General features: G+C 64.4%; 24 protein-coding genes. 9 read left to right on the top strand and 15 right to left on the bottom strand.

The genetic code is table 11. The features are described from left to right. Positions 1 to 64: 64 nt before the first annotated feature. The 3 genes from IVB01_RS10440 to IVB01_RS10430 form a co-directional block, all read right to left on the bottom strand. On the bottom strand, positions 65 to 295 hold the full coding sequence (locus IVB01_RS10440) for a F0F1 ATP synthase subunit C (protein WP_007599451.1): 231 nt from the start codon (positions 293 to 295) through the stop codon (positions 65 to 67). A 53-nt stretch (positions 296 to 348) separates the two neighbouring features. Beyond that, on the bottom strand, positions 349 to 1,098 hold the full coding sequence (locus IVB01_RS10435; protein WP_247281748.1) for a F0F1 ATP synthase subunit A: 750 nt from the start codon (positions 1,096 to 1,098) through the stop codon (positions 349 to 351). Between the two features lie 110 nt (positions 1,099 to 1,208). Next, a complete protein-coding gene (locus IVB01_RS10430; RefSeq protein ID WP_247281747.1) occupies positions 1,209 to 1,583 on the bottom strand; it encodes an AtpZ/AtpI family protein in 375 nt (124 codons plus the stop codon). Between the two features lie 75 nt (positions 1,584 to 1,658). Between IVB01_RS10430 and IVB01_RS10425 the strand changes: the two genes are divergently transcribed. The 3 genes from IVB01_RS10425 (at position 1,659) to IVB01_RS10415 (ending at position 3,082) form a co-directional block, all read left to right on the top strand. Then, the gene (locus tag IVB01_RS10425) at positions 1,659 to 2,045 is read left to right on the top strand and encodes a hypothetical protein (protein WP_247282059.1); all 387 of its coding nucleotides are present in this window, start codon (positions 1,659 to 1,661) and stop codon (positions 2,043 to 2,045) included. Further along, the gene (locus IVB01_RS10420) at positions 1,942 to 2,463 is read left to right on the top strand and encodes a hypothetical protein (RefSeq protein ID WP_247281746.1); all 522 of its coding nucleotides are present in this window, start codon (positions 1,942 to 1,944) and stop codon (positions 2,461 to 2,463) included. Before IVB01_RS10425 ends, IVB01_RS10420 begins: the two co-directional genes overlap by 104 nt. Before the next feature lie 145 nt (positions 2,464 to 2,608). Beyond that, the gene (locus IVB01_RS10415) at positions 2,609 to 3,082 is read left to right on the top strand and encodes a secondary thiamine-phosphate synthase enzyme YjbQ (protein ID WP_247281745.1); all 474 of its coding nucleotides are present in this window, start codon (positions 2,609 to 2,611) and stop codon (positions 3,080 to 3,082) included. A 61-nt stretch (positions 3,083 to 3,143) separates the two neighbouring features. Here the strand turns inward: IVB01_RS10415 and IVB01_RS10410 are convergent, their stop codons facing one another. After that, a complete protein-coding gene (locus tag IVB01_RS10410) occupies positions 3,144 to 4,769 on the bottom strand; it encodes an MFS transporter (protein WP_247281744.1) in 1,626 nt (541 codons plus the stop codon). Positions 4,770 to 5,108: 339 nt separating this feature from the next. Here IVB01_RS10410 and IVB01_RS10405 point away from each other — a divergent pair, with 339 nt between their 5' ends. Next, a complete protein-coding gene (locus tag IVB01_RS10405; RefSeq protein WP_247281743.1) occupies positions 5,109 to 5,780 on the top strand; it encodes a response regulator transcription factor in 672 nt (223 codons plus the stop codon). Between the two features lie 27 nt (positions 5,781 to 5,807). Here the strand turns inward: IVB01_RS10405 and IVB01_RS10400 are convergent, their stop codons facing one another. Continuing rightward, a complete protein-coding gene (locus IVB01_RS10400) occupies positions 5,808 to 8,648 on the bottom strand; it encodes a winged helix-turn-helix domain-containing protein (protein WP_247281742.1) in 2,841 nt (946 codons plus the stop codon). A 196-nt stretch (positions 8,649 to 8,844) separates the two neighbouring features. Between IVB01_RS10400 and IVB01_RS10395 the strand changes: the two genes are divergently transcribed. From IVB01_RS10395 to IVB01_RS10380, 4 genes are all read left to right on the top strand, one after another. Beyond that, complete coding sequence (locus IVB01_RS10395; RefSeq protein ID WP_247281741.1) at positions 8,845 to 9,264, top strand: organic hydroperoxide resistance protein; 420 nt, start codon at positions 8,845 to 8,847, stop codon at positions 9,262 to 9,264. Between the two features lie 34 nt (positions 9,265 to 9,298). Next, a complete protein-coding gene (locus IVB01_RS10390) occupies positions 9,299 to 10,327 on the top strand; it encodes an alpha/beta hydrolase (protein WP_247281740.1) in 1,029 nt (342 codons plus the stop codon). 70 nt (positions 10,328 to 10,397) lie between these two features. Continuing rightward, complete coding sequence (locus IVB01_RS10385; protein ID WP_247281739.1) at positions 10,398 to 10,961, top strand: cytochrome P460 family protein; 564 nt, start codon at positions 10,398 to 10,400, stop codon at positions 10,959 to 10,961. Continuing rightward, a complete protein-coding gene (locus tag IVB01_RS10380; RefSeq protein ID WP_247281738.1) occupies positions 10,962 to 11,786 on the top strand; it encodes an SDR family NAD(P)-dependent oxidoreductase in 825 nt (274 codons plus the stop codon). It begins immediately after the preceding gene. Between the two features lie 11 nt (positions 11,787 to 11,797). Here IVB01_RS10380 and IVB01_RS10375 read toward each other — a convergent pair whose 3' ends face one another. The 6 genes from IVB01_RS10375 to IVB01_RS10350 all read right to left on the bottom strand — a co-directional run bounded on the left by IVB01_RS10375 (position 11,798) and on the right by IVB01_RS10350 (position 22,039). Next, entirely contained in the window at positions 11,798 to 15,307 is a 3,510-nt protein-coding gene (locus tag IVB01_RS10375; protein WP_247281737.1) for a PAS domain-containing hybrid sensor histidine kinase/response regulator, read from the bottom strand. 320 nt (positions 15,308 to 15,627) lie between these two features. Then, complete coding sequence (gene hemA / locus IVB01_RS10370; protein ID WP_247281736.1) at positions 15,628 to 16,857, bottom strand: 5-aminolevulinate synthase; 1,230 nt, start codon at positions 16,855 to 16,857, stop codon at positions 15,628 to 15,630. A gap of 326 nt (positions 16,858 to 17,183) precedes the next feature. Next, positions 17,184 to 18,245: an MBL fold metallo-hydrolase gene (locus tag IVB01_RS10365; protein ID WP_247281735.1), complete on the bottom strand. Its 1,062-nt coding sequence runs from the start codon at positions 18,243 to 18,245 to the stop codon at positions 17,184 to 17,186. A gap of 218 nt (positions 18,246 to 18,463) precedes the next feature. Continuing rightward, the gene (locus IVB01_RS10360) at positions 18,464 to 20,605 is read right to left on the bottom strand and encodes a HAMP domain-containing methyl-accepting chemotaxis protein (RefSeq protein WP_247281734.1); all 2,142 of its coding nucleotides are present in this window, start codon (positions 20,603 to 20,605) and stop codon (positions 18,464 to 18,466) included. 163 nt (positions 20,606 to 20,768) lie between these two features. After that, positions 20,769 to 21,494, bottom strand: coding sequence for an outer membrane protein (locus IVB01_RS10355; protein ID WP_247281733.1), 726 nt, complete (start codon positions 21,492 to 21,494; stop codon positions 20,769 to 20,771). 224 nt (positions 21,495 to 21,718) lie between these two features. Continuing rightward, positions 21,719 to 22,039, bottom strand: a complete 321-nt coding sequence (locus tag IVB01_RS10350) for a hypothetical protein (RefSeq protein ID WP_247281732.1) — start codon at positions 22,037 to 22,039, stop codon at positions 21,719 to 21,721. 180 nt (positions 22,040 to 22,219) lie between these two features. Between IVB01_RS10350 and IVB01_RS10345 the strand changes: the two genes are divergently transcribed. Continuing rightward, a complete protein-coding gene (locus tag IVB01_RS10345) occupies positions 22,220 to 22,504 on the top strand; it encodes a hypothetical protein (RefSeq protein ID WP_247494484.1) in 285 nt (94 codons plus the stop codon). Between the two features lie 11 nt (positions 22,505 to 22,515). Here the strand turns inward: IVB01_RS10345 and IVB01_RS10340 are convergent, their stop codons facing one another. The 4 genes from IVB01_RS10340 to IVB01_RS10325 all read right to left on the bottom strand — a co-directional run bounded on the left by IVB01_RS10340 (position 22,516) and on the right by IVB01_RS10325 (position 25,931). After that, on the bottom strand, positions 22,516 to 23,454 hold the full coding sequence (locus IVB01_RS10340) for an AEC family transporter (RefSeq protein ID WP_247421671.1): 939 nt from the start codon (positions 23,452 to 23,454) through the stop codon (positions 22,516 to 22,518). Between the two features lie 119 nt (positions 23,455 to 23,573). Then, complete coding sequence (locus tag IVB01_RS10335) at positions 23,574 to 23,783, bottom strand: hypothetical protein (protein WP_247281729.1); 210 nt, start codon at positions 23,781 to 23,783, stop codon at positions 23,574 to 23,576. Then, complete coding sequence (locus IVB01_RS10330; RefSeq protein ID WP_247281728.1) at positions 23,780 to 23,953, bottom strand: hypothetical protein; 174 nt, start codon at positions 23,951 to 23,953, stop codon at positions 23,780 to 23,782. Before IVB01_RS10330 ends, IVB01_RS10335 begins: the two co-directional genes overlap by 4 nt. Before the next feature lie 358 nt (positions 23,954 to 24,311). Continuing rightward, positions 24,312 to 25,931: an ABC transporter ATP-binding protein gene (locus IVB01_RS10325; RefSeq protein ID WP_247421668.1), complete on the bottom strand. Its 1,620-nt coding sequence runs from the start codon at positions 25,929 to 25,931 to the stop codon at positions 24,312 to 24,314. Between the last annotated feature and the right edge of the window lie 2 nt (positions 25,932 to 25,933).

Raw genomic sequence — 25,933 nt, 5'->3', positions numbered from 1 at the left:
AGTTCTCCTGTTGCTGTCACGCGCGCCGTCCCAGAGGCTGGAACGGCGCGAAAAAACGTCGTTCTCAGAGCGGAACGAACAGCAGCAGCAGCGCGATCAGCAGCGAGAAGATGCCGAGCGCTTCGGTCACGGCGAAGCCGAAGATCAGGTTGCCGAACTGGCCCTGAGCGGCCGACGGGTTGCGAACGGCTGCGGCGAGGTAGTTGCCGAAGATCACGCCCACGCCGACGCCCGCACCGCCCATGCCGATGCACGCGATGCCCGCGCCGATAAGTTTTGCTGCTGCCGGATCCATTTTAGTCTCCTTGGAAGAAAGATTGGGTTTTGGGTGGAAATTCCCCGGACAGCTCAGTGTCCCGGATGAATGGCGTCGTTGAGGTAGATGCAGGTCAGGATCGCGAACACATAGGCCTGAAGGAATGCGACCAGGATCTCGAGCGAGGTCAGCGCGACCGTGAGCGCCAGCGGCAGCACGCCGCCGACCCAGCCGAGGGCGCCGAGCGAGAAGCCGAGCATGGCGACGAAGCCGGCGAACACCTTCAGCGCGATGTGGCCGGCCAACATGTTGGCGAAGAGACGGACGCTGTGGGAGACCGGCCGCAGGAAGAACGACAGGATCTCGATGAACATGACCAGCGGCAGAATGTAGATGGGGACGCCGTGGGGAACGAAAATCTTGAAGAATTTCAGGCCGTTCTTGTAGAGGCCGTAGATCAGGACGGTGAAGAACACCAAGAGCGCGAGCGCCGCGGTGACGATCAGGTGGCTCGACACCGTGAAGGTGTAGGGGATGATGCCCACCAGATTCGAGACGCAGATGAACATGAACAGCGAGAAGATCAGCGGGAAGAACTTCATGCCTTCCGCGCCGGCCGTCGAACGGATGGTCGAGGCGACGAATTCGTAGGAGATTTCAGCGACGGACTGGAGGCGTCCGGGAACCAGCTGCGTGCCGCTGGCGAGCATCAGGATCGAGATGATCGCGACCGCCACCAGCATGTAAAGCGACGAATTGGTGAAGGCGATCGTATGATTGCCGATATGGCCCAGGGTGAAGAGAGGCTCGATGTTGAACTGGTGGATCGGGTCGATTTTCATCAGCGCGGCATCTCTTGGTCTGCCGGCAATGCCGGCGGGTCTCGGTCTGCCGGCCGGGCCGGCCCGTACCGGCAAGGCCGGCACGATCATTCCTCTGCTGGGCGGATCGCTTAAGAACCACCGCGCCTGTTTTGACCCGCGCCCGCCGTTCTCACCACATTCACCACGCCGGCGACGAAGCCCAGCAGCAGGAACACGATAAATCCGAAAGGCGACGTCGACAGCAAGCGGTCGAACCCCCAGCCAATCCCCGCTCCGACAACGACGCCGGCGATCAACTCCGAGGATAACCGGAAACCAAGCGCCATCGCCGAGGCTCTGGCCGCTCCGTCCTCACCGTCACCTGCGGGTTGCTCGGTCTTGCTCCGCCGGTCCCGAAGTTCGGACAAGCGTTGATCAAGATTTCCGAGCCGTTCGGAAAGCGCAGCTTCCTCGGACGATCTATCGCGATCTCCATTCCCGCCGTGCTCCGTGCCCTGTGTCATGCAACGAAGACCCGAAACGCCGCGGCTGAATGGAAATTACGCCCGCCACCCTCAAAAGCCGCGCGGACCATACTGATGGCCTATTATCAAGTCAAGCCAAGTCACGATTGCGTCGTTTTCCGTTATGTATCTGATTTCTTTGCTGATATTGGCGCGCACAGCAGTGCTGCACACAGCGTGACGCCGCACCGCAGCAGCTCTCCGCATGATCGACGAATGCAGCCGCCATTTCGCCGCGCCGCCGGGATCAAAGAGACGGTCGTGGTCGTTGATATCGGTGGTGCGTTTTGGGCGGCGGATTGCCTCGGCGGGGGTAGAATTGCGAAAGTGTCACCTGCACGTCGTGGCGGAGCGCAAGATGAGACCTGTGACGTCATCCACAACATCATGGTTTGCGGTAGCGACGTTCGCCGTGGTGATGGTCGTCAGCGGCGGCTTCGTCGCCGCGCAATCCGCTCCTGACAGCGAAAACGGCCGCTACAGCATGACGCCGATCCCGGAAGGCGTGTTGCGGCTCGACACCCGCACCGGCACCATGTCGACTTGCACCAAGAACGGCGCCGGCTGGGCCTGCTACGCCTTACCTGACGAACGGGCCGCGCTCGATACCGAAATCGGCCGGCTTCAGGCCGAAGTCGAGAAGCTGAAGGGCCAGCTCGCGGCTGGGCCGACGGTATCGGGCAAAATCGACGAGCCGCTGCCGAAATCCGATCCGCTCAAGAAGGCGGAGCCGAAGGCCGCCGAGGGCGAGCGCAAGATCGAGATCCCGCTGCCGAGTGACCAAGACGTCGACCGCGTGATGTCTTTCCTGGAAAGGGCCTGGCGCCGGCTGATCGACATGGCCAACCGCGTGCAGAAGGACGTGTCGGGGAAGATTTGATTCGGCCCCTTCGAGGTCGTCCTCGCGGAAGCCAGGCCCATGTACCGCAGCCTCTCTGTTTTTCGACACGAGTTGCCACCTTTCGCCATCACGAGCATTCGGGGTAGTGGGTCCTGGCTTTCGCCAGGACGACGAGAGGCTCTTGATGACATCAGGTAAATCCGTAAAGCGTTCGGCGTCATCATTCGTGCAAACCACCACGCTCGCATCGTCGCTGCTCACCGTGCAGACGCCCGGCCGCGGCTTCACCGATCTGACCAGCGAGGCAGCCAAGTTCATCGCCGAAGCGCACGCGCGCGAGGGCACGCTGACATTGTTCATCCGCCACACCTCGGCCTCGCTGACGATTCAGGAGAACGCCGATCCGTCCGTCCTCGTCGATCTCACCACGGCGCTGTCCCGGCTTGCGCCGGAGAATGCCGGATGGACGCATGACACTGAGGGGCCGGACGACATGCCGGCGCACGTCAAGACGATGCTGACGGGGACCTCGCTTCAGGTGCCAATCCTGAAAGGCAAGCTCGCGCTCGGCACCTGGCAGGCGATCTACCTGATCGAACATCGCAGCCGGCCGCATCGGCGCGAGATCGTGCTGCAATTCGTCGGCAGCAATCAGTAGGGACAAAACAAAACCGGCCGCGGAGACCGCGGCCGGTTCGTGTTGTCGACTGTGCTTTCGATCAGGTCGCCTTGATGTCGACGTCCTTGGTCTCGGGCAGGAACAGGAAGCCGATCACCACGGTGATGGATGCGAAGATGACCGGATACCAGAGACCTGCATAGATATCGCCTGTCGAGGCCACGATGGCGAAGGCGGTCGCGGGCAGGAGGCCGCCGAACCAGCCGTTGCCGATGTGGTAGGGCAGCGACATCGAGGTGTAGCGGATGCGGGTCGGGAATAGTTCGACCAGCATGGCCGCGATCGGGCCGTACACCATGGTGACGAACACCACCAGAATGAACAGCAGCCCGACGACTGCCGCAACCTGCGGGCGGAAGATGTCGAACGGGTGCGCCATCTTCACGATACCCGCATCGCCCGCCTTCGGATAACCGGCGGCCTGCACGGCGGCGAGGACGGCCGGGTTGCTGTCCTTGGCGTTCGTGTACGGAACCTCCTTGCCGTTCACCATGACCTTCACGCCGGAGCCGGCCGGGCCTGGTGTGGTCGAGTACTTGACCGACGACTGCGACAGGAAGGCGCGTGCGGTGTCGCAAGGCGCGGTGAAGACGCGGGTGCCGACCGGGTTGAACAGGTCGCCGCAGCCTTTTGGATCTGCCACCACCTCGACCTTGGTCTGCTCGATGGCCTTTTCCAGCGCCGGATTGGCGTTGGTGGTGATCATCTTGAAGATGGGGAAGAAGGTCAGCGCCGCGATCAGGCAGCCACCGAGGATGATCGGCTTGCGGCCGATCTTGTCGGAGAGGATGCCGAACACGATGAAGAAGCCGGTGCCGAGCAGCAGCGACCAGGCGATCAGGAGGTTGGCGGTGTAGCCGTCGACCTTCAGGATCGATTGCAGGAAGAACAGCGCATAGAACTGGCCGGTGTACCAGACCACGCCCTGGCCCATCACGCCGCCGAGCAGGGCGAGCAGCACGAGCTTGCCGTTCTGCCAGTTCCCGAAGGCCTCCGTCAGCGGCGCCTTCGAGCTCTTCCCCTCGTCCTTCATCTTCTGGAAGATCGGCGATTCGTTGAGACGCAGCCGGATCCAGACCGAGATGCCAAGCAGCAGCACCGAGACCAGGAACGGGATGCGCCAGCCCCAGGCCGCGAAATCGGCTTCGCCGGTCGCGGTACGGGTGAACAGGATCACCAGCAGCGACAGGAACAGGCCAAGCGTCGCCGTGGTCTGGATGAAGGAGGTGTAGTAGCCGCGCTTGCCGTTCGGGGCGTGCTCCGCGACATAAGTCGCCGCACCGCCATACTCGCCGCCGAGCGCCAGACCCTGGGCGAGGCGCAGCGCGATCAGGATGATCGGAGCCGCGATGCCGATGGTCGCCGCGTTGGGCAGCAGGCCGACGATGAAGGTCGAAAGACCCATGATCAGGATGGTGACAAGGAAGGTGTATTTGCGGCCGACGATGTCGCCGATGCGGCCGAACACGATCGCGCCGAACGGGCGCACCAGGAAGCCGGCGGCGAAGGCCAGCAGCGCGAAGATGTCGCGGGTTGCGGGCGGATAGGCCGAGAAGAACTGGGCGCCGATGATGCTCGCCAGCGAACCGTAGAGGTAGAAGTCGTACCATTCGAAGACGGTACCGAGCGAGGAGGCGAGAATGACGAACCGTTCGTCCTTCGTCATACCTCCCGCGCCCGTCTGAGACACTGCCATTGTCGACATGTTGAGTCGCTCCCCGAAATGCGTTTCCTCGCGCCCCAGATGCCCGGACGGGCCGGATCAATCCAGGTCTTGCTTGCAAGGTAACATCGGCGTGAAACCCGCCCCAATACGACTTTCGGCTTTGCGCACTGACGCGCGCCTGACGCTCCGGTCTGGGGCGCCGGTGCGCAACCGTAAAGGCTGGGATTAACCCCTTTGCGACAAAGGGATAATGTGCACTTGCATGCCATGGCCGCTCGGGGAAGAATTGACCGCCGCCGCGTTGACACGCCTCCCGGCGCGAACGACAGCAAGAGAACGATGAACGCTCCCTCAACCCATCTCGTCATTGCCGATGATCATCCGCTGTTCCGCGACGCGCTGCGGCAGGCGGTGGCGGGCGTCCTGACCTCGGCCAGGATCGACGAGGCCGGATCGTTCGAGGATCTGACCAAGCTGCTGGAACAGGCCTCCGACGTGGATCTGGTCCTGCTCGACCTCTCGATGCCTGGGATCTCCGGCTTTTCCGGCCTCATCTATCTACGGGCGCAATATCCGGCGATACCGGTCGTGATCGTCTCGGCGTCCGACGACAGCGCCACGATTCGCCGCTCGCTCGATTTTGGCGCCTCCGGCTTCATCCCCAAGCGTTTCGGCGTCGAGACGCTGCGCGACGCCATCCTCAAGGTTATGGAGGGCGACGTCTGGGTTCCCGCGGACACCGATCTGTCGGCCGCCGCCGACCCCGACATGACGCGCCTGCGCGACCGTCTGGTGACGCTGACGCCGCAGCAGGTCCGGGTCCTGATGATGCTATCGGAGGGCCTCCTCAACAAGCAGATCGCCTATGAGCTCGGCGTCTCCGAGGCCACCATCAAGGCGCACGTCTCGGCCATCCTGCAAAAGCTCGGGGTCGAGAGCCGCACTCAAGCCGTCATTGCCGCCGCGAAGATCGCCGGTGGCCAGTGGAAGCAGGGCACGCCGACGGGGTGAAGCGTCCCGGGGTGCGCACAGTCCGACCTAGATCATCGCCAGCAGCCTGTTAGCGGCGGTGATATCCGTCGTCTCGGAGCCCGTGGCGAAGCCATCGAGCGCTGATTGAAGCAGGCGTTTCGCGTGCTCTCGCCGGCCCCGTTCCGCAAGGAGCTCGGCGAGATCGATTGCCGCTCGCAGCTCCCAGGCTTTTGCACCTCTGTGGCGGCTCAAATCCAGCGACTGCATGAAGTGGGCTTCTGCTTGCTCAGCGTTGGGCTCTGGCAGCGACAACAGGATTCTGCCTTTCATGCGCAGCAGCTCGGGCATGTAGAGGTGGTCGCCGCCTTGCTCGACGAGGCGGATCGCCTCGTCGACCAGGCGTGCACTCTGCTCGATCTGTCCGATTGCCAAGAAGCCCTGAACCATCGCGATGTTGAAGGTCGTAGTGAGCAGCTCGTAGCCGGCATCGTGGAGCTCGTGCAGACAAGCCCTGATCGTCTCGAGGCCGTCAGCGGCGTTTCCCCGCCGGATTGCCAGCTCGCCTTTGACGCCGCGGCCGACCGCGAGATACGGGCTCATCGAGCGCGATTCGGCGTGTGCGATGAAGCGGTCGATGTTCGCTTCCGCGTCGTTGAGGTCTCCGTTCCAGAGGTCGATCGAAACCGCCCAGATCAGCGCGATGCAGAGCGTGATCGGATGATCCATCTGCGCGGCTTCGGTGACCGTCTGTCGCGCCAGCTGCTGCGCCTGCGCGGGCCGGCCCTGCAACCAAAGCTCTCGTGCAAGCGAAATGCCGGCCCGGTTGCGATGATCGAAGCCGTAGACCGTGCTGATCCGTTCCGTGCCTGGCCCCAGCCAGGCAGCCTCCAGCATCGTCAGCGCATCGTGATGCTCGCCGGCCAGATGCAGCGAGACGCCCAGGAGCGAATGGGCAAGTGCGGTCGAAGCCGCATCGCCGAGCGCCTCGGCAACGGTGAGGCTCTGCTGGGCGTAACGGAGTGCGGCATCGAACTCTCCCATCCGCTCGTGGAAGATATGCATGCGGCCGAGCAGTTGGAGCTGGTTGATCTCGTCGCAACGGCCCTGGGCGATCGCAAGGCTCCGGCTCAAGGCGGCGCGCGCCGCTTCGCTGCCGCCCCGCGTGAACATCAAGGTGAGGCCGAGGGCAGCCTGGATGTGCATTTCCTCGGCGCTACCGCGCGAGGAAGGATCGATCGCAAGCAGCGCCCGCTCCGACCAGCGCCGGCATTCGATCAAGAGCGACATCGCGAGGAAGATCGGTGCCGCCGCAGCGGCGAGCGCCATGCCGATGCCGACATTGCCGTCCGTGCCGAAGCACCAATCCAGCGCGGCGCGCACGTTGTGAAGTGCGGAGAAGTGGATCGCCCGTTCGTCGGCGCTCGGCACGGTGGCCCAGGTCGAGCCCGCCTGCTCCAGCCATTGCCGGTAGTAGGTGGCGTGGCGTCCGGCGAGCCCCGCGTCGTTCGGCTCGATCTCGAGCAAATAGGCGCGCGTGGTGTCGAGCAGCCGGTAGCGCATCATGGCGCCGATCGGTCGGGGCGCCACCATGGACTTGGCGACGAGGCTGTCGATGGCGTCGAACAGGTGGGAGCGATCGACGCGTTTGTCCGGGACGACCTCGAGCGCGGCGTCGATGGTGAAGTGCCCGGCGAACACCGCAAGCCGGCGCAGCACCAGGCGCTCGGTGTGGGTCAGGAGCCCGTAGCTCCAGTCCAGGGTCGCCTGCAACGTCTTCTGCCGCGGCGGCGCGGTGCGCTGGCCCTGCCAGAGCAGATTGAGGCGTTCGTCGAGCAGCGTGGCCGTCTGCTCCAGGCCATAGGCCTCGACCCGGCCGGCGGCGAGTTCGATCGCCAGGGCCATGCCGTCGAGCTTGCGACAAATCCTTGCGATGATCGCGGCATTGGCATCGTCGAGCGCGATCTGCGCGCCGCTGGCCGTGGCACGTTCGAGGAAGAGTTGAAGTGCAGGATAGGTCCGCGCCGCAGCGACTGTTAGTCTCGAGCGGTCTGGCGGAACAGCGAGTGGCGCCAATCGATAGACTTGCTCGCCCTCGACGCGTAGGGCTTCGCGGCTCGTGGCCATGATATGGACATGCGGTGCGGCGTGGAAGATCTCCGCAGCCAGCGGGGCCACAGCAGCGATGACGTGCTCGCAATTGTCGAGGATCAGCAGCATCCTCTTGTCACGGAGATGCGCGAGCAGCGCGGGCAGAGGATCGTCGGTTTGCGCCGGCAAGCCCAGCATCAGCAGGATCGAGGTGATCACGAGATCGGGATCGCTGAGCGCGGCAAGATCGACGAAGTGTGCGGCATCGGCGAAGGTCTCGAGCAGGTCATGAGCGATTGCGACCGCCACGGCCGTCTTGCCGACGCCGCCGGGACCGGCGATCGTGACGAAGCGCGAGGCGATGAGCTTGTCCGAGACGGCGGCGATCGCATCGTCGCGTCCGACCATCCGTTGCAGCCGGTTCGGCAGCTTCACCGGCGACAGGCCGCCCCGCGGTGCCGCGCACCGCTCTGCCGGGATGGCCGCTCGCGAGATCGGCGCCACGAAGCAATAACCGCGGCCGGAGAGCGTGGTGATGTAGCGTGCGCCGTCGCTGCCGTCGCCGAGCGCCTTGCGAAGGGCTGCGATGTGAAAGCGCAAACTGGCTTCTTCCACAGTCAGGCCGGGCCACACCAGCGCCATCAGATCCCACTTGCTGACGACCTCGTTCGGCCGCGACATCAGCGCGATGAGCAGGTCGAAGGCTTTCGCGCCGAGCGGCAGCGGGATGCCGTCGCGCGTCATCAGCCTTTCATGCGGCGTCACGGTGAATGGCCCGAACGATAGGGTTTTTGCCACAGACCCGGCCGGTTCAGTCATGACGAATCCTGATGCTTTCCAATGGACCCGATAGCAGATGGCTGCGATCCAGCAAGCGCCTGCCTGCATCGGCATCAGACGGTGGATGCAGCCCTTGTGAGACGAGCGAGCTGAGACCTCACAACTTCTCACAATTCCAAACGGGTGTCCTGCGGCAGCCGCTGCTAGTCAGCTGCGCAACGGCAAGGAGACCTTGATGACGCAAGCGGCAAAACTGCTTTACACGGCCAAGACACACACCAGCGGCGGTCGACACGATGGCATGTCGCGCAGTTCCGACGGTCGGCTTGACGTCAAGCTGTCGCCGCCGGGTGGCGCAGGCATCGGCACCAATCCCGAGCAATTGTTTGCGGCGGGCTGGTCGGCCTGTTTCGAAGGCGCGATGGAGATCGCGGCGCGCAAGCGGAGAATCGATCTCCCCAGGAAATGCGCGATCGATGCGGAGATCGACCTCGTGCTCGACGAGGGCGCTTACTCGCTGAGGGCGCGCCTCAATATCAGTCTGCCGGGTCTCGATCGCGAGGTCGCACGCGGCATCATCGATGAAGCGCATCAAACCTGCCCCTATTCCAAGGCCGTCCGTGGCAACATAGACGTCACGGTCGCGCTGATCTGACGCATCATCACCCACCATCAGCAAGGTAGCCACCATGAAGCAGATCATCGACCAACATCGCCGCCAGTTTCTCGGCGTCGCCGCGGGAACCGTTGCCGCCGGTCTCGGCGTGATCGAACTCGCCCGCGCCGAGACGGAAGCGTCGCGATCCCAAGCATCAAACGCGTCCTTCGGTACGATCAAGCAGACCGATGCCGGCGTTCTCAATGTCGGCTATGTGGAGGCGGGTCCCTCCAACGGGCCCGTCGCGATCCTGCTGCACGGCTGGCCCTACGACATTCACGCCTTCGTCGATGTCGCGCCGATCCTGGCAAAAGCCGGCTATCGTGTGATCATCCCTTACCTGCGCGGCTATGGTACGACGCATTTCCTCTCCAGCGAGACGCCGCGCAACGGCGAGCCGGCGGCAATGGCTGCCGATATCATTGCGCTGATGGACAAGCTCGATATCAAGACGGCCGTCGTCGCCGGCTTCGACTGGGGCGCGCGCACCGCGGACGTCATCGCCGCGCTGTGGCCGGACCGCTGCCGGGCATTGGTGTCGGTCAGCGGCTATCTGATCTCCAGCCAAGCCGCGGGCAACGCGCCGCTGCCGCCGCAGGCCGAACTGCAATGGTGGTACCAGTTCTATTTCGCGACCGAGCGCGGCCGCGCCGGATACGAGAAGTACACGCATGATTTTGCCAAGCTGATCTGGAAGCTCGCCTCGCCGCAATGGAAGTTCGACGACGCCACCTTCAATCGAAGCGCAGCAGCGCTCGACAACAAGGATCATGTCGCGATCACGATCCACAATTACCGCTGGCGGCTCGGGCTTGCCCAGGGCGAGACGAAATACGAGCATCTCGAAAAGAAGGTCGCGGCAGCTCCCGTCATCGACGTGCCAACGATCACGATGGAGGGCGACGCCAACGGCGCGCCGCATCCCGACCCGAGCGCCTATGCCAAGAAGTTCTCAGGCCGATATGAGTTTCGCCTCATCACCGGCGGCATCGGCCACAATTTGCCACAGGAAGCACCGCAAGCCTTTGCCAAGGCCGTCATCGACGCCGACCGCGCCTGAACATTGTCAGCACCTCGGTCCAGCCAGGCTGGACCAAGGATCGCCCCTCATTCCAGCTTGGTGGAACGTCATGACGACAACCGAACCTGAAAAGAAGAAGTCTTCTTACGCCAAGATGGTCGTTCTGGCGGTGATCCTCCTCGTCGTGCTCCTGACCTGCGTGCCGTATCTCGTCACGGTCGCCGTCGCGGAGGGGCCGGCGGACCGCGGCGCGGCGGACGCCTCGCCGATCTTCGGGGTCACGGTTCCGCCGGGCTACAAGCAGTGGGAGCTGATCGCGCCGGCCGAAGAGGCGGCGCCGCTCGACGAGCTTCGCGCTGTCGTCGGCAACCAGATCGCAATTGACGCTTATCACACGGGAAAGCTTCCGCTCCCGGACGGCACCGTTCTGGTCAAGCGCGCCTGGAAGCGGAAGCAGTCCCCTGAATTTGCGTCCGCGACGATTCCCGGCGCCGCAACTACGGTTCAGGTGATGGTCAAAGACTCCAAGAAATACGCCTCAACCGGCGGCTGGGGTTTTGGTCGCTTCGTCGACGGCAAGGCGGTCGATGAGGCCCAGCACCGCACCTGCTTCTCCTGCCACGAAGCCCGCGCCAAGAGCCGAGACTACGTCTTCACGCGGCTGGCACCCTGAATGTCCAGAATCTGGTTCATCAGCGGCAGCTCGCGCGGGCTCGGCCGCTCTATCGTGGAGGCGACGCTCGCGGCGGGAGATCGCGTTGTCGCTTCGGCCCGGGACCCAAAGCCGCTCGAATCGTTGCTTGGGCGCTTCGGCGAAAGGCTTCGGCTTGCAACCCTCGACGTGACCGACGAGGCGGCAGCGCAAGCGGCGCTCGGCCTGGCTGTGGAAGCCTTCGGTGGCGTCGATGTGGTCGTGAACAACGCCGGTTACGGCGATCTCGGATCGGTCGAGGACACGAGCCTGGACTCGTTCCGTCAGCAGATCGAGGTCAATCTGATCGGCACCATCATTGTTACCAAGGCGGCGATCCCCGTGCTGCGCCGGCAAGGCCGCGGGCACATCGTGCAAGTCTCATCCGTTGGCGGGCGCATTGGTGCTCCGGCTCGCGCGGCCTATTCGGCGGCGAAATGGGGGATCGAGGGCTTTTCGGAGTCCTTGGCGCGAGAGATGGCGTTGATCGGTGTGCAGGTGACAATCGTCGAGCCCGGCGGCTTCCGCACCGGCTTTGCCCAGACCGCGCATGCGACCGGCGATGGGCGAGCGGAGTACGACGTGGTTGTTGGCGCAGCCGTCAGGATGCAGCGCGATTACGATGGCCGCCAGCCCGGTGACCCGGCCAAGGCTGCAGCACTTGTGCTGAAGCTCGTCGATATGAATCGTCCACCTCTGCGGATCGCCCTCGGAAGCGACGCCGTGAACGCCATCGCGGCGTCGGACAGGCTTCGGCTCGAAGAGCTAGAGAAATGGCGCGCGCTCAGTGTGTCGACCGACTACTGACCGGCCCGCATTCATTCCGCCGCGACCATCTGCTGCGTGCGCCACTGACCGAGCAGGGCGCGCAGCGAGGCCGGCTTGACCGGCTTGTTGAGCACCGCGACCTTTTCATCCCGCGCGGCGACCTGCACGGCGGGGCTGCGGTCGGCGGTGATCAGGATCGCGGGGATGCCGTCGCCGAAGCGGCGGCGGATGTCGCGAATGGCGGCAATGCCGTTACCGCGATCGAGATGATAGTCGACGAGCAGGCCGGTGACGCGCCGTCCGGCGGCTTCGATCGCCGCCATCGCGCCCTCGGGATCGGCGACCGCGATAACCTCGGCATCCCACGCTTTCAGCAGCGTGCGCATGCCGTCGAGGATCGCCGCATCGTTCTCGATGCAGACGATCAGTGCGCCCGAGATCGGCGTGCGTGCCAGCGGCGTCGCGCTGGTCACGGCCGCGGTGTGGGTGATCGCCTTCGCCGTCGGCACCGTCACGGAGAATACCGAGCCGCCGCTTGCATTACCGTCGATGGCGATGCTGTGCTTGAGCACGCGGGCCAGCCGCTCGACGATCGAGAGCCCCAGGCCGAGGCCGCGTGCGATTCGCGCCCCCTGCTCGAGTCGGTGGAATTCTTTGAAGATCTCGCCGCGCTTGACCGGCGGGATGCCGACGCCGGTATCGTAGACGCAGATCTTGAGCGAGGCGCCGCGGCGACGACAGCCGACCAGCACGCGGCCTCGGGGGGTGTACTTGATCGCGTTGGAGATCAGATTCTGGAGCAGGCGCCGCAGCAGCAGCCGATCCGACTCGACAGGCAACGAGCAGGGCACGAAGGCAAGCTCCAGGCCCTTGGCGCGCGCGATCGGCGCGAACTCGATCTCCAGCGAGCGCATCAGATCGGCCATCTTGAAGCTCGTGATCGAAGTCGTCATCGCGCCGGCGTCGAGCCTGGAAATGTCGAGCAGCGCGCCGAGGATCTCCTCGATGGCCTGAAGCGACTCGTCGATGTTCTCGACCAGCCGGGTCTCCTCGCCATTGTGCTGGCGCTCGACAAGGCTGGTGACGTAGAGCCGCGCCGCGTTCAACGGCTGGAGAATATCGTGGCTGGCGGCGGCGAGGAAGCGCGTCTTGGAGATGCTGGCGTCCTCCGCCGTGCTCTTGGCCAGCGCCAGCTCCGAGTTCAGCCGCGTCAGCTCCTCGGTGCGGTCGCGGACGCGCTTTTCCAACGTCGCATTGGCGCGCTCCAGCGCTTCCGCCGCCTCGAAGGTGGGCGTGACGTCGGTGAAGGTGATGACGAAGCCGCCGCCCGGCATTCGGTTGGTGAGCACCTCGATCACCATGTGGCGTTCCGGCAGGCGTTCGAGATAGGGCTCGCTGTCGGTGGTGTAGGCGGCCAGCCGCCGCTCCAGCATGGCCTCGCGCTCGACCGGGTCGTCCGGATCGCTGATGCCGATGAACTCCAGGATTTCGCGAAGCGGCGTGCCGAACTGAATGAAATGCGGAGGAACGTTGAGGAGATCGCCGAACTGCCGGTTGGAGCAGATCAGTTGCAAATCGGCGTCGAAGACCGCGATACCCTGGCGTACATGGTTGAGCGCGGTCTGAAGGATCTCGCGGTTGAAGTGCAGCGCCGCATGGGAATCGTCGAGCAGTTTCAGCGCGGCCTTTGCCGAGACCGTCCGCTTGCGCAGCAGCAGCGACATCACGAGCCGCGAGGACGCGGCTCCGATCGACGAGGCGATCAGGTGCTCGGCATGCTGCAACAGCTCGAAATCGGCGGGCGCTCCGGGTTCGAGCCGGACATTGCGCCGCGCCGAGAAAGCCTCAAACGAATGGCGGGCGCGGTCGGGCCCGAGATATTGCGCGACCGTGGTCTGGATGTCCTGCACGGTGACGGTGGTGCGCCAGCGGCGGAAGCTTGGGGAGATCGGCGCGAGCGTGTTGGGGACAAACAGATCGGCCTGCACCAGCTCGATCGAAGATGGCCGGCGCGCCAGCGAGAGCAGCACATAGGTGAGAATATTGAGCGACAGCGACCAGATGACGCCATGCATCAGCGGCGGCAGGTCGGCGCCGAACAGCGCCTGTGGCCGCAGCGCCTCGATTCCGAACGGGCCGTGCTGGAGCAGCAGGATCCCCGTCGTCGAGGAATCCATGAAGCTCGGGACGAACAGCGTGTAGAGCCACACCACGAAGCCGACCAGCATCCCGCCGATCGCACCGCGCGCCGTCGCCCGTCGCCACAGCAGCCCGCCGAAGAAGCTTGGTGCAAGCTGGGCGATGGCGGCAAAGGACAACAGGCCGATCGCTGCGAGCTGGGTGTTGCCGAGCGCGCGATAGTAGAAATAGGCCATCACCATGATGGCGAAGATCGCAAGTCGCCGCGACCGCAGCAGGAAATCGCTGAAATCGGCGCCGCCGGTGCGGCCCTCCGGCCGTCGTTGCAGCACCAAGGGCACCACGAGGTCGTTCGAGACCATGATGGAGAGCGCGACGCATTCGACGATCACCATCGCGGTCGCGGCCGACAGGCCCCCGACGAAGACGGCGACGCTGAGCAGATCCGCGCCGCCCTCCATCGGCAGGGCCAGCACGTACATGTCGGGGTCGGCGGTGCCGAACGGGAAGGTCACGAGGCCGGCAATCGCGATCGGGATCACGAACAGATTGATGGCGACGAGATAGAGCGGGAATAGCCAGCGCGCGCGGCCGACTTCGGCGTCGGACGAATTCTCGACGACGCTGACGTGGAACTGGCGCGGCAGCAGCATGATCGCGCACAGCGACAGCAGCGTCATAGTCAGGAAGTTGCCGATCGACGACGAGTAGTTGATTGCGCGCACCGCCTCCGGCGTCTTCATGGCGCGCTCGATCAGTTCCTGCGGCGAGAACATCCAGAAGGTGACGAAGATGCCGGCGGCGAGGAAGGCGACCAGCTTGATGATGGATTCGGTCGCGACCGCCAGCATCAGGCCGTGCTGATGCTCGGTGGCGTCGGTCTGGCGGGTGCCGAACAGCACGGCGAAGGCCGCCATCGCCAGCGTCACCATCAGCGCCATGTCGCCGAGGATCGGGATGTGGGAGAAGGCCTGGTCCTCGCTCAGGATCGTGCCGAGCGATGAGGCGACCGCCTTGAGCTGCAGCGCGATGTAGGGCACCGAGCCGATGATGGCAATCAGCGCCACGGTGGCTGCCACCGCCTGGCTCTTGCCGTAGCGCGCGCCGATGAAGTCGGCGATCGAGGTGATGTTGTGGGCTTTGGCGAGCTGGATGACGCGCCGGAGCACGCCGGCGCCCAGTCCGATCATCAGGATCGGGCCGACATAGATCGCCAGGAAGTCGGTCGAGGTCCGGGTGGCGAAGCCGACCGAGCCGAAGAAGGTCCAGGAGGTGCAGTAGATCGCCATCGACAGCGGGTAGATCAGCCCGGAGGCGCGGCCGGGCCCGGTCGGCGAGCGACGGTCGCCGTGGCTCGCCACCAGGAACAGAAAGCCGATGTAGCCGAAGGCGGCGGCGATCACGCCCCAGTCGTGCAGCATGGCGAGCGCGCTTCTCCCTGGGCGCTGGCAGCGCCCGATCTCATTTTCTTAACAAATCTAGCGCGTTGCGCGGTCGCAAGCGACAGCGAAATGCCCGGTGGAGCCGGGAACTGGAGTTGTCGTTAAGCTGCTCGCTTGCGGCAGGGCGCCTATCCTCCCCTGGAGGGGGAGGGTCGATCGCGCGCAGCGCGAGCGGGGTGGGGTGATCTCTCGACACGGGCAGCGTTCGAGGTGGAGAGACTGTCACCCCACCCCGGCTCCATTTCGCTGCGCTCAATGTGAGCCGACCCTCCCCCTCCAGGGGAGGGTGGAAGCTAACCCTACTCCGCCGCCAGCGACTTCTGGCGCAGCGGCAGGCCCAGGCGGTCCCACACTTGCAGCAGGGCTTCGGCGAGCTGATCGATCAGACCGTCGTCGTGATAGGGCGAGGGCGTGATGCGCAGTCGTTCGGTGCCTTTGGCGACGGTCGGATAGTTGATCGGCTGGATGTAGATGCCGTGCTCCTCGAGCAGAAGGTCGGAGGCCTGCTTGCACTTCTCGGGATCGCCGACGAACAGCGGCACGATATGGGTGTCGCTCGACATCACCGGCAGGCCGGCGGCATTGAGGATCGCCTTGACGCGGGCGGCGCGGTCCTGGTGGCGCTCACGCTCCCAGTTCGAGGTCTTCAGGTGCTTGATCGCGGCGGTCGCGGCCGAGCAGATGGCCGGCGGTAGCGCGGTGGTGAAGATGAAGCCCGGCGCATAGGAGCGCACGGCGTCGATGATCTGACCGTTGGCGGCGATGTAGCCGCCAAGGCAGCCGAAAGCTTTCGCCAGCGTGCCTTCGAGGATGTCGATGCGATGCATGACCCCGTCACGCTCGGCAATGCCGCCGCCGCGCGGGCCGTACATGCCGACCGCGTGGACCTCGTCGACATAGGTCATCGCGCCATACTTTTCAGCGAGGTCGCAGATCTTGGCGAGCGGGGCGATGTCGCCATCCATTGAATAAAGGCTCTCGCAGGCGATCAGTTTTGGCCGGTTCGGCCCGGCCACTTTCAGCAGCTCTTCAAGATGGGCAAGATCGTTGTGGCGGAACACAACCCGCTCACAGCCGGACTGTCGGATGCCCTCAATCATCGAATTGTGGTTGAGCTCGTCCGACAGGATCAGGCAGTTCGGAATGAGTTTTGCGATGGTGGCGATGCCGGTCTGGTTCGAGACGTAACCCGAGGTGAACAGCAGTGCGGCTTCCTTGCCATGGAGATCGGCCAGCTCGGCCTCGAGCTGGACCAGCGGATGATGCGTGCCGGCGATGTTGCGGGTGCCGCCGGCCCCGGTGCCGACGCGGGTTGCGGTCTCGACCATGGCGCCGACCACCTTCGGGTGCTGACCCATGCCGAGATAATCGTTGGAGCACCAGATCACGATGTCGCGTTTGCCCTTCGGCGAATGCCAGACCGCGTGTGGGAACCGGCCGGCCGTGCGCTCCAGATCGGCGAACACGCGGTACCTCCGCTCGGTGTGAAGACGGTCGAGGGCGGAACTGAAGAACTCGTTGTAATCCATCGGCAAACCTGCAGCGGAACCCGGCCCAAGGCGGCCGTTCAATTTTTAGAGCTTTTCCAGCTCCGATGTCCATGCACCTGCTCACATTTGCGGCAAGGCGAGCGTGCCAATTGATAACGCCGGCCTGGCCGCGATTGTTGATTTGGATCAAGTGCCTAGCGCGCACTTGCGGCCCGGACCGGAGTTGCCGGAAAGGTGGGGCTGCCGTGGACATTTTGTCCATGGTGCACGCTCCGTCCATCATTGCGGAGCCGGCCGACGCCATCGCCTCAAGCTGCGCTTGAATTCCGGCCTCTGCCCGCAAGCGGGGAGAGGCGAAGGCAAACTCAGGTCGTCCTGAACTGCAACACGCCGTCTTGCGTCTCCGCCCTCAGCCGGCCCTCGACGATCATGTAGTTGACATGGGCCACCAGTTCGCCGGCGGCAAAGCCCATCTGATGCTCGTCCAGCACATGCTTGTTGAATACGACGGGCACCAAGGCGCGCGAGGTCTGCGGCACCTCGCGGCAGGCTTCCGCGATCAGGCGGCAGCGCTCCTCGTGGTGGTCGGCGAGCTGCTTGATGCGGGTCTTCAAGCCGTAAAACGGCACGCCGTGGCCAGGCAGCACCAGCACGTCGTAGGGGAGCGTCGTGGTGAGGCTGGCGAGCGAGGCCAGATATTCGCCGAGCGAGTTCTGGTCGGGCTCGACCGCCCAGACGCTGACATTCGGCGAGATCTTGCTCAGCACCTGGTCGGCGGAGAGGAACAGCTTGTCGTCGGCGCAATACAGCATCACCTGGTCGAGCGCGTGCCCGCCGCCGGTGATCACCTTGAAGCGGCGTGAACCGATCACGACGTCGTCGCCATGGGAGATACGGCGGTAGGACGGCGGCAGCACGGAGACGCGCTTGAGATAATCCTGACCGCGACCGAGCAGTTTTTCGGTGAGCGATTCGTCCATGCCATGGCGGCGGAAGAACAGCCGCTGCGCCTCGCGCCGCTCCTCGGTGCCGCGGTTCTGGTGATAGACCGATTGCAGATATTCGACCTGCGACATCACCAGCGGGCAGTTGAACCGTTCGACGATCCACCCGGCGAGACCGACATGATCGGGGTGCGAGTGGGTGACGATCAGCCGCGTGATGTTGACGCCTTTCAGCGGGCCCTCGAACAGCTTTGTCCAGGCCTCGATCGTTTCCTCGTTGCCGAAGCCGGCATCGATCATGGCATAGCCGTCGCCGTCGGCGAGCAGGTAGATGTTCACGTGATTGAGGCGGAACGGCAGTTTCAGCCGCGCCCACAGCACACCGGGCCGCACCTCAACCACCTCTTCGGGGCCGGGATGCTGTTCCCAAGGGTGGCGCAAGGCCTCGGCCGAGGACTGCGCGGTGTCGGTTTTCGAATTCATGCTACCGGCTTAAACCCGCGGCGCGCGGGGCGCCAGCCGAAAAGGATGGGAGTCGACCGTCGCATGGCCGTCATACCGGCAGCGGTTTTTCCGCGTCTCGGTTGAAGCCGGCAAAAAAAACGCTGTCCTTCCGGGGCGCGCGCAAGCGCGAACCCGGAATCCGGAGATTGTGGTGCGAGATTCCGGGCCCGCCTCTTCGAGGCGTCCCGGAATGACGATCAGGCCGCGCGCATGTTGTTGAGGAACGCGTCGATCTCCCCGCGCAGCATGTCGGCCTCGCGGCGCAGTGCATCGGAGGCGTTCAGCACTTCGCCTGCCGCAGCGCCGGCCTCGGCAGACGCCGTGGAGACGCCGACGATGTTGCTGGAGACCTCGCTGGTGCCGCCGGCGGCGTGCTGGATGTTGCGGGCGATCTCGCGGGTAGCGGCGCCCTGTTGCTCGACCGCAGCCGCAATCGTCGTGGTGACGTCGTTGATCTCGCCGATGATCCGGCCGATGCCCTGGATGGCACCGACCGCCGAGGTCGTTATCTCCTGCATGCTGGCGATCTGGGTGCGGATTTCTTCCGTCGCCTTGGCGGTCTGGCTCGCAAGGCTCTTCACCTCGGACGCGACCACTGCGAAGCCGCGGCCAGCCTCGCCCGCGCGTGCCGCCTCGATGGTGGCGTTGAGGGCGAGCAGGTTGGTCTGCGAGGCGATGGTCTGGATCAGATCGACGACGACATTGATGCGGCTCGCGCTGTCGGCGAGGCTCTGCACCGTCGCGTCAGTGGCGCCGGCCTCGTCGACCGCCTTCTTGGCGATCTCCGCCGAGGTCACCACCTGACGGCTGATCTCGGCGATCGAGGACGACAGCTGCTCGGTGCCGGCCGAGACCGTCTGCACGTTGACGGAGGTTTCCTCCGCGGCGGAGGCGACCGCGTTCACCAGCGCGTTGGACTGGTCCGCGGTATTCGACATGCTCTGCGCCGTCGATTGCATCGAATTGGCTGATTGCGCGAGATTGTCGAGCGCGGAGCGGACAGTGCTTTCAAACTCGGCGATCTTCGCCTCCATCCGCGCGGCACGTTCGGCTTTCGCTGCACGATCCTTGTCCTGCTCGCTGGCCAGCGACCGGGCTTCGATCATGCTGTCGCGGAACACGTGAAGCGTATCGGTCATCGCGCCGATCTCGTCGTTGTGCTTCGCGCGTGCGATCTCGGTGTCGAGATCGCCGGCCGAGAGCAGCTGCATGGCGCGCTGGAGGCCGCTGATGCGGCGGAGGATGTTGCGGCCGACATAGAGCCAGACGAACAGCGCCGAGCCGACCAACATCATGGCGCCCAGCGCCAGCATCGCCGTCGTGGCGAGCGAAATCTCCTGCCGCGCCTGGAAGGTCGACGTGTTGGTCTCTTTCTGCACGGCGTCGACGAGCTGCTGCACGCTGATGCCGAGGCCGACATTGAGCTTGCGGGTCTCGTCCAGGATGGTCTGGCCGTAATCGACGGAGTCGAGCTCCTTCTCGCGCAAATTGAATACGCCGGACTTGCCGGTCCCGAGCGCGAGCAGCTTTTCTGCGGTCTCGCGCAGCATCTTGTTGCCCTGATTGTCCGGCAACAGATCGAGGTTGGACCGCAAGCGACCCTGTGCCGTCTTGAATTCCTTCTGGATGTCATCGAGCTTGTCGCTCGTGTTCGCCGAGAGCGCCGCGCTCATGTCGGCGGCTGCGAGATTGCCGCTGGCGACGACGTTGCCGAGCTGGCCGACGGTCTGCGCGGCGTCAGTGGCATCTGCAGCGGACAGGTCGGCAGAGCCGAGAATGGCGTTGACCCGGGTCTGCGCGTCCAGCATCGCCGGACTGGCCGCGCCGACGAACGCGCCCTGCGCGTTGCGTAGCGCGTCATATTGCTTGTCATGCAGGGCCGCGATGTCCAGCCGTTCGCGGGCAGCCTTGGCCAGGCTCTGGGCCGCCTCGTTGATGCTCTTCATCGTCTCGCCGAGACCGGAGACGACGGCCTTGTCGCCGCCGAGCTCGATGATCTCGTTGAGCTTCTGCTGCGTCTGCTCCTGCAGTTCCTTCAGCTTCTTGGTGCGCTCGTTCAGGGCGTCCTCGGTTTGAGCCGCAAGCAGGGCAGGTCCCTGTGCCGCAAGGCTCGCGCTCAAGGCCGACAATTGCAGGCTCGCCGCAAGGCGCGGAATGTCCCGTCCGCTCAGTTCAGTCATGCGCCCGCCGAGTTTCTGCAGCGCCAGGCCGGCGCCGGCCGAAATCACGAGGCCCATGCCGGCGATCACTGCGAAGGCCGCGAACAGGCTGCCGCGCACGCCCCATTTCGGCAGTTTGAAACGCGGCTTGAATCGGCCGAGACTGAAACGGATCGCCATCGAAATTCCCCCACGCCCTTGCTTCTGTTTTGTGGCCGGGAGTATCGGGCACGCCGGTTAAAAAATCGCAATCTGTGCAATCGGTTGCGCGCGTTCCGCAGGGCGAAAAAAGAAGGGCCGGCAACATCGCCGGCCCTTCGTGATGATAACGTTTTGCTAACGCTCAGTAGCGCGCGACGGCCGGGCTGGCCCAGTTGAAGCGGTAATTGAGGCCCGCCTTGAAGGTATGGTCGTCGGTGGTGAAGTTGCCGGTGCCGACCAGCGGGCCCGCGGTGAAGTGCGCATCGCCGAAGTTGTAGTACTGGTACTCGGCCTTGGCCGACCAGTTCGGTGCGAACATGTATTCGAGGCCGGCGCCGACGGTGTAGCCGTTGCGATGATCGCCATCGATGATGAAGCCGGATGGTACGCCGCCAACAGTCACTCTCTCGTTGTTGTCCGAATAGGCATAACCGCCCTTCACATAGAGGAGGCCCGGACCCCAGGTGTAGCCGACCCGGCCGGTGATCGAGCCGAGCCCGCGCTGGTCGTTGGTGTAGGCGATGCCGCCCGGGAACACCGCGCCGACGCTGCCGGAGAGCCAGGAATACTGGCCTTCGACGCCGACGACGAAGTTCGGGTTGAACTGCCAGTCCGCACCGACCTGCACACCGCCGAGGAAACGGCCGTTGCCATTGTTGCCGGTGGAGAGACCGTTGAAATTGTTGTCGCTGGAGAACGCACCGCCGACATGGCCGCCGATGTAAAAACCGGTCCAGTTGTAGATCGGTGCAGCATAGGCCGGCGCGGGTGCCTTGTAGTAGTTGCGGTTACCGAGATCGGCGCCGACGGCCGGCGCGGCCGCGCCCAGCACGAGCAGCGCAACGGTCGCAAACAGAATCTTCTTCATCGTCTTGAACTCCAACACGTAAGGTCCCCGGCAGGCGCGCTTTCGCGCCGTCGTTGGTTTTGCAGATAGCTCGCTTTTGACGAAAATGCTGTCACATGCATGGCACAGCGGGCCCCAACCTAACCTACTGGGCCGCAAATGATTTTCGTGCTTAATGGCGCCTTAAGAAATGCTGAAGGAAGGCTTAACTTCGCGCGTCGCCGGTAACTTGCGGGCGCCTCCTCTTAACCAAGACGTCGCCGCGCCTCGTCGCGCATCTGAGCACGAAAGGCCGCGCGCTTTGCCGGGCGGTCTTCCTCGCGCACGTCGTGACGATCGAAGATGTCGAACTTCTCCAGGATCGGATAGCGCTCGCTTGCCATCGCGAGCACGCGCAGCACCTTGGTCGCCGCTGGTGTCGGGCCGCTGACCTCCCAGCGCCTTATGGTCTCGGCGCCGCCTTTCTCCGGCAGCCCGCACAGCCTGGCCATGTCGGCCGCGGTGAGCTTGCGCTCAAGGGCGTCGGAGAGGTCGTTGCGGAGTTGCTTCAGTTCGGCGCCGGTCATGCTGCTTGCGTCCAGGAAAGTCACTGAAGCCAATGCACTAGCGCTGATTCGGGTTCATCCGAAGGCGGCGAGCGCAGCCCGGCACGTTCGCGCGCGCACGGAGTTATGAACGCAGACCTATGGAAATTTTCCGATGAATGAACACTTGGCATACCGGGCACGGGGCGAAAGGATCAGGCCATGACAACCGTCAAACTCGCCATTGCCGCACTCGTCACTGCCGGGCTGCTTGCCGTGCCCTTTGCGGCTGAAGCGAAGAAAGCCCGATCGAGCCGACATTACAGCAACGGTGTGGTGGCGCCGACCTATGGCGGTGCCGGAACGCCGTCAGCGCAGCCGAGCGCGTCCTATGGGTCGTCCGGACAGACGGTCGGCACCGTCACGGCGCCGTCGGTCGGCTCGTACAATTGGCCCTCGGTCGGCGTGACCAACTCGGTCCCCACCTGGAGCAACACCACGAGATAGACCGATGCCGGTCAGCGGACGCCAATCGCGAGGCCGGAGAGCAGATACAGCGCGACCAGCAACGTTGCGACGGACAGCATCGTCGTGATCGAGACCGTGGCCGCAACCAGCTTCTCGTCAACCTTGTGCTCATGCGCGAGGACGTACACGGTTTTCGCCGTCGGCACGGCCGCGCAGACGACAGCGGCGACCGTGTAGAGAGGATCGAGTCCCAAGATCACGCAGAGCCCGTAGACGATCAGAGGCATGACCACCAGTTTCACCGCCGCGAGCGCAAACGATGCCTTCAGGTTGGATCGCAGGCCCTCAACGGACAAACCAAGTCCGATGGCAAACAGCGCGCAAGGCGTGAGCGCTGCAGCGATCATGTTCAGATAGGTCGCGACCAGCGCCGGAATCGGCAAGCCCGTGATCGCCCACACCAGCCCAATGAGCGTCGACAGCACCATCGGATTGAGCAGGATCTGCTTTGCCAGTCCCGTGGGATGGGCGGGCTCGTGCGGGTCGCGTCCTTTCAGGAGGATGACCGTGATCGGAAACATTACGGCGGCCACGAACACTGTCGCTACCGCGGCGGGCAGGACGGCGGGCTGGCCGTAGATCACGTGCAGGATCGGCAGCGCGACAAACCCGGTATTGGTCATTGCCGCCGCCATCCCATGAATGGTGCTGCTGGCGATATCGTGTTTGCCACCCGCGCGGACCGCCAGAAACACCATCCCGAAGCAGATCAGTGAACCGCCGCCGAATGCGAGCAGGAAGCGCCATTCCAGCAGGTTGCGGGCCGGCTCCCGCGCGATCGTGACGATCAGGAGCGCCGGCATCGCCACGTTGTAAGCAAAGTGCACCAGGGCATCGGCAAGCGAGCGGGAGAGAGAGCCGAACTCGCCTGCCAGCCAGCCGGTGACGATGATCGCGAACACGGGAAGAATGAGGCTGGCGACCTCCATCTGGCTTCCCCCTCATGGACAAAGGGGGGCGAGGTTAGCCCAGCGATGGGTTGTCGTCACGGTGTGGTTTAATGGAGCCGTCCCGGGTGATCATTCGCCAAGGACGAAAATCTTCCTCGTTAGATTCCCCTGCGATCCTGCTTCCCAATCACGCAACGCCATGCCGCCAGGCGCTCAGCCGGATGCTGGTTCATCCATTCCGCAAGCTGCGGGGCGCCCATCAGGCAGGACTGCACCGAGACCTGAGCAAAGTCCGAGCTGGTGACAATCTGCTCATGGCAATTGGTCGGAGAGGAGAGACTGCAAAGCACGGCAATGATCTTGATCACGAAAGGTTACCCCTATCGCCGCCGCTGATCGTGCGGCCCGTTGCTTTATCCTGCCCATTGCTGACCGGATCAGATGGCGGAAAGATGCTGTCGTAGATTGCGCGTGCCTCCTGAATGAGGCGCGCGCGCTCGCGCTCAGATCTTGAGACAAATCGAATAACTTCACCCATGTTGGCTCCGAATGTCAGTGGGGCAAGCAGGTCATGAGATGATAACAATCATCTAATCGTATCTATGGCGTCCCCTCGGCTTTTGAAACGACGTCCCCGTTCACGACGGAATAAAAAGCCCGTGACCGCGCGGGCGTCCCAACGTCCGGGTGTTCCTGCGCCAGGTACGGGCTGTTCACCGTTCTTATCGCGCTGCTGCAATTACCGCGCGAGCGAACGCCGATGACAGCTTACTCTTGCCGCACCGGCAAGGCAGTCTCTGCAAAGCAAATGCCGATCGACCAAAGATGTTTCGCCGGCATCACCCGCAAGTTTTTGGAACAATCTTGCAGCTCGGCGAACCCGTCACGACGATCGCTCATGCCGCCGGCGCGCGCGCCTTTCGCCCCGGTACCGCCGACAGCAGTTCACGCGTATAGGCGTGCTCGGGCGCGGCGAAGAGCTGCGCGGTCTGCTTGAGTTCGACGATGGCGCCGCGCTGCATCACCGCGATGCGGTCGCAGATTTGCGCCGCGACGCGCAGATCATGGGTGATGAACAGCATCGAAAGGCCGAGGCGCGCCTTGAGGTCTTCGAGCAGCTTCAACACCTGCGCCTGCACGGAGACGTCGAGGGCGGAGACGGCTTCATCTGCGACGATGATCTCGGGCTCGAGCGCGAGCGCGCGCGCAATGCCGATACGCTGGCGCTGGCCGCCGGAGAATTCGTGCGGATAGCGCTCGAGGGCGCCGGCGTCGAGGCCGACCATCCTGAGGAGATCGCGAGCGCGGTCGAGCGCGACCTTCGGATCGGTGCCGGCCGCGATCGGGCCGTCGGCGATGATGTGGCCAATCTTGCGCCGCGGATTGAGCGAGGCGAACGGATCCTGGAAGATCATCTGGATGCGATGCCGTTCGGCGCGCAGCGCCCTGCCCGAAAGAGAGGTGAGATCGGTGTCGCCGATCCGCACCGTGCCGCGGTCGGCTTCGATCAGCCGCATCACGAGCCGTGCCACCGACGACTTGCCGGAGCCGGATTCGCCGACGAGGCCGAGCGTCTCGCCCTTGAGGATGTTGAAATTGACCTCGCGCGCCGCCTCGACGCGGCGGTCCTCGCGAAACCAGCCGCCCGACGTGACGTAGGTCTTGTCCAGTCCGATCACCTCGACGGCCCGGGCCTGATCGTCGAGCAGTTTGCGCACCGGCGGGTCCATCGACGGCACGGCGGCGAGCAGTGCCTTGGTGTAGTCGTGCTGCGGATCGTGGAAAACCGTCGCAGCGGGACCTTCCTCGACCACCTTGCCGTGTCGGAGCACCACGACCTGGTCGGCGATGTCGGCGACCACGCCGAAATCGTGGGTGATGAACATCACCGCCATGTTGCGGTTGCGCTGGAGATTGCGGATCAGATCGAGAATTTGTGCCTGCGTGGTGACGTCGAGCGCAGTGGTCGGCTCGTCGGCGACCAGCACCGCGGGCTCAAGCGCGAGCGCCATGGCGATCATGGCGCGCTGGCGCTGGCCGCCGGAGAGCTGGTGCGGGTAGGCGCGCACGATCCGCTCGGGGTCGGGCAGGCCGACCTCGCGCGCCAACGCGAGTGCTCTTGCGCGCCGCTCCTTCGGCGTGAGCTGGCCATGGGCCTCGAACATCTCCGCCATCTGGTCGCCGATCCGCATCAACGGATTGAGCGCGGTCATCGGTTCCTGAAAGATCATCGCGAGCCTGCGGCCGCGCAGATCGCGCCAGCCGTCGTCGCCCAGCTTGAGCAGGTCGCGGCCTTCGAACTGGACCTCGCCGGAGGTGACCGACACGGTGTCCGGCAACAGGCCCATCAGCGCATGCGCGCACATCGACTTGCCGGACCCGGACTCGCCGACGACGCAGACGATCTTGCCGGGCTGCAAATCGAGCGAGACGCCGTCGACGGCGAACGGACGCTCGGCGCCCTTGGGCAGCGCGATCCTCAGGCTCTTGATGGAGATGGCGGGCGGTGCGGTCATCG

It is taken from the genome of Bradyrhizobium sp. 164 (genome assembly GCF_023073715.1).
Classification (GTDB): domain Bacteria; phylum Pseudomonadota; class Alphaproteobacteria; order Rhizobiales; family Xanthobacteraceae; genus Bradyrhizobium.
This window is presented reverse-complemented; position numbering and strand designations above follow the sequence as displayed.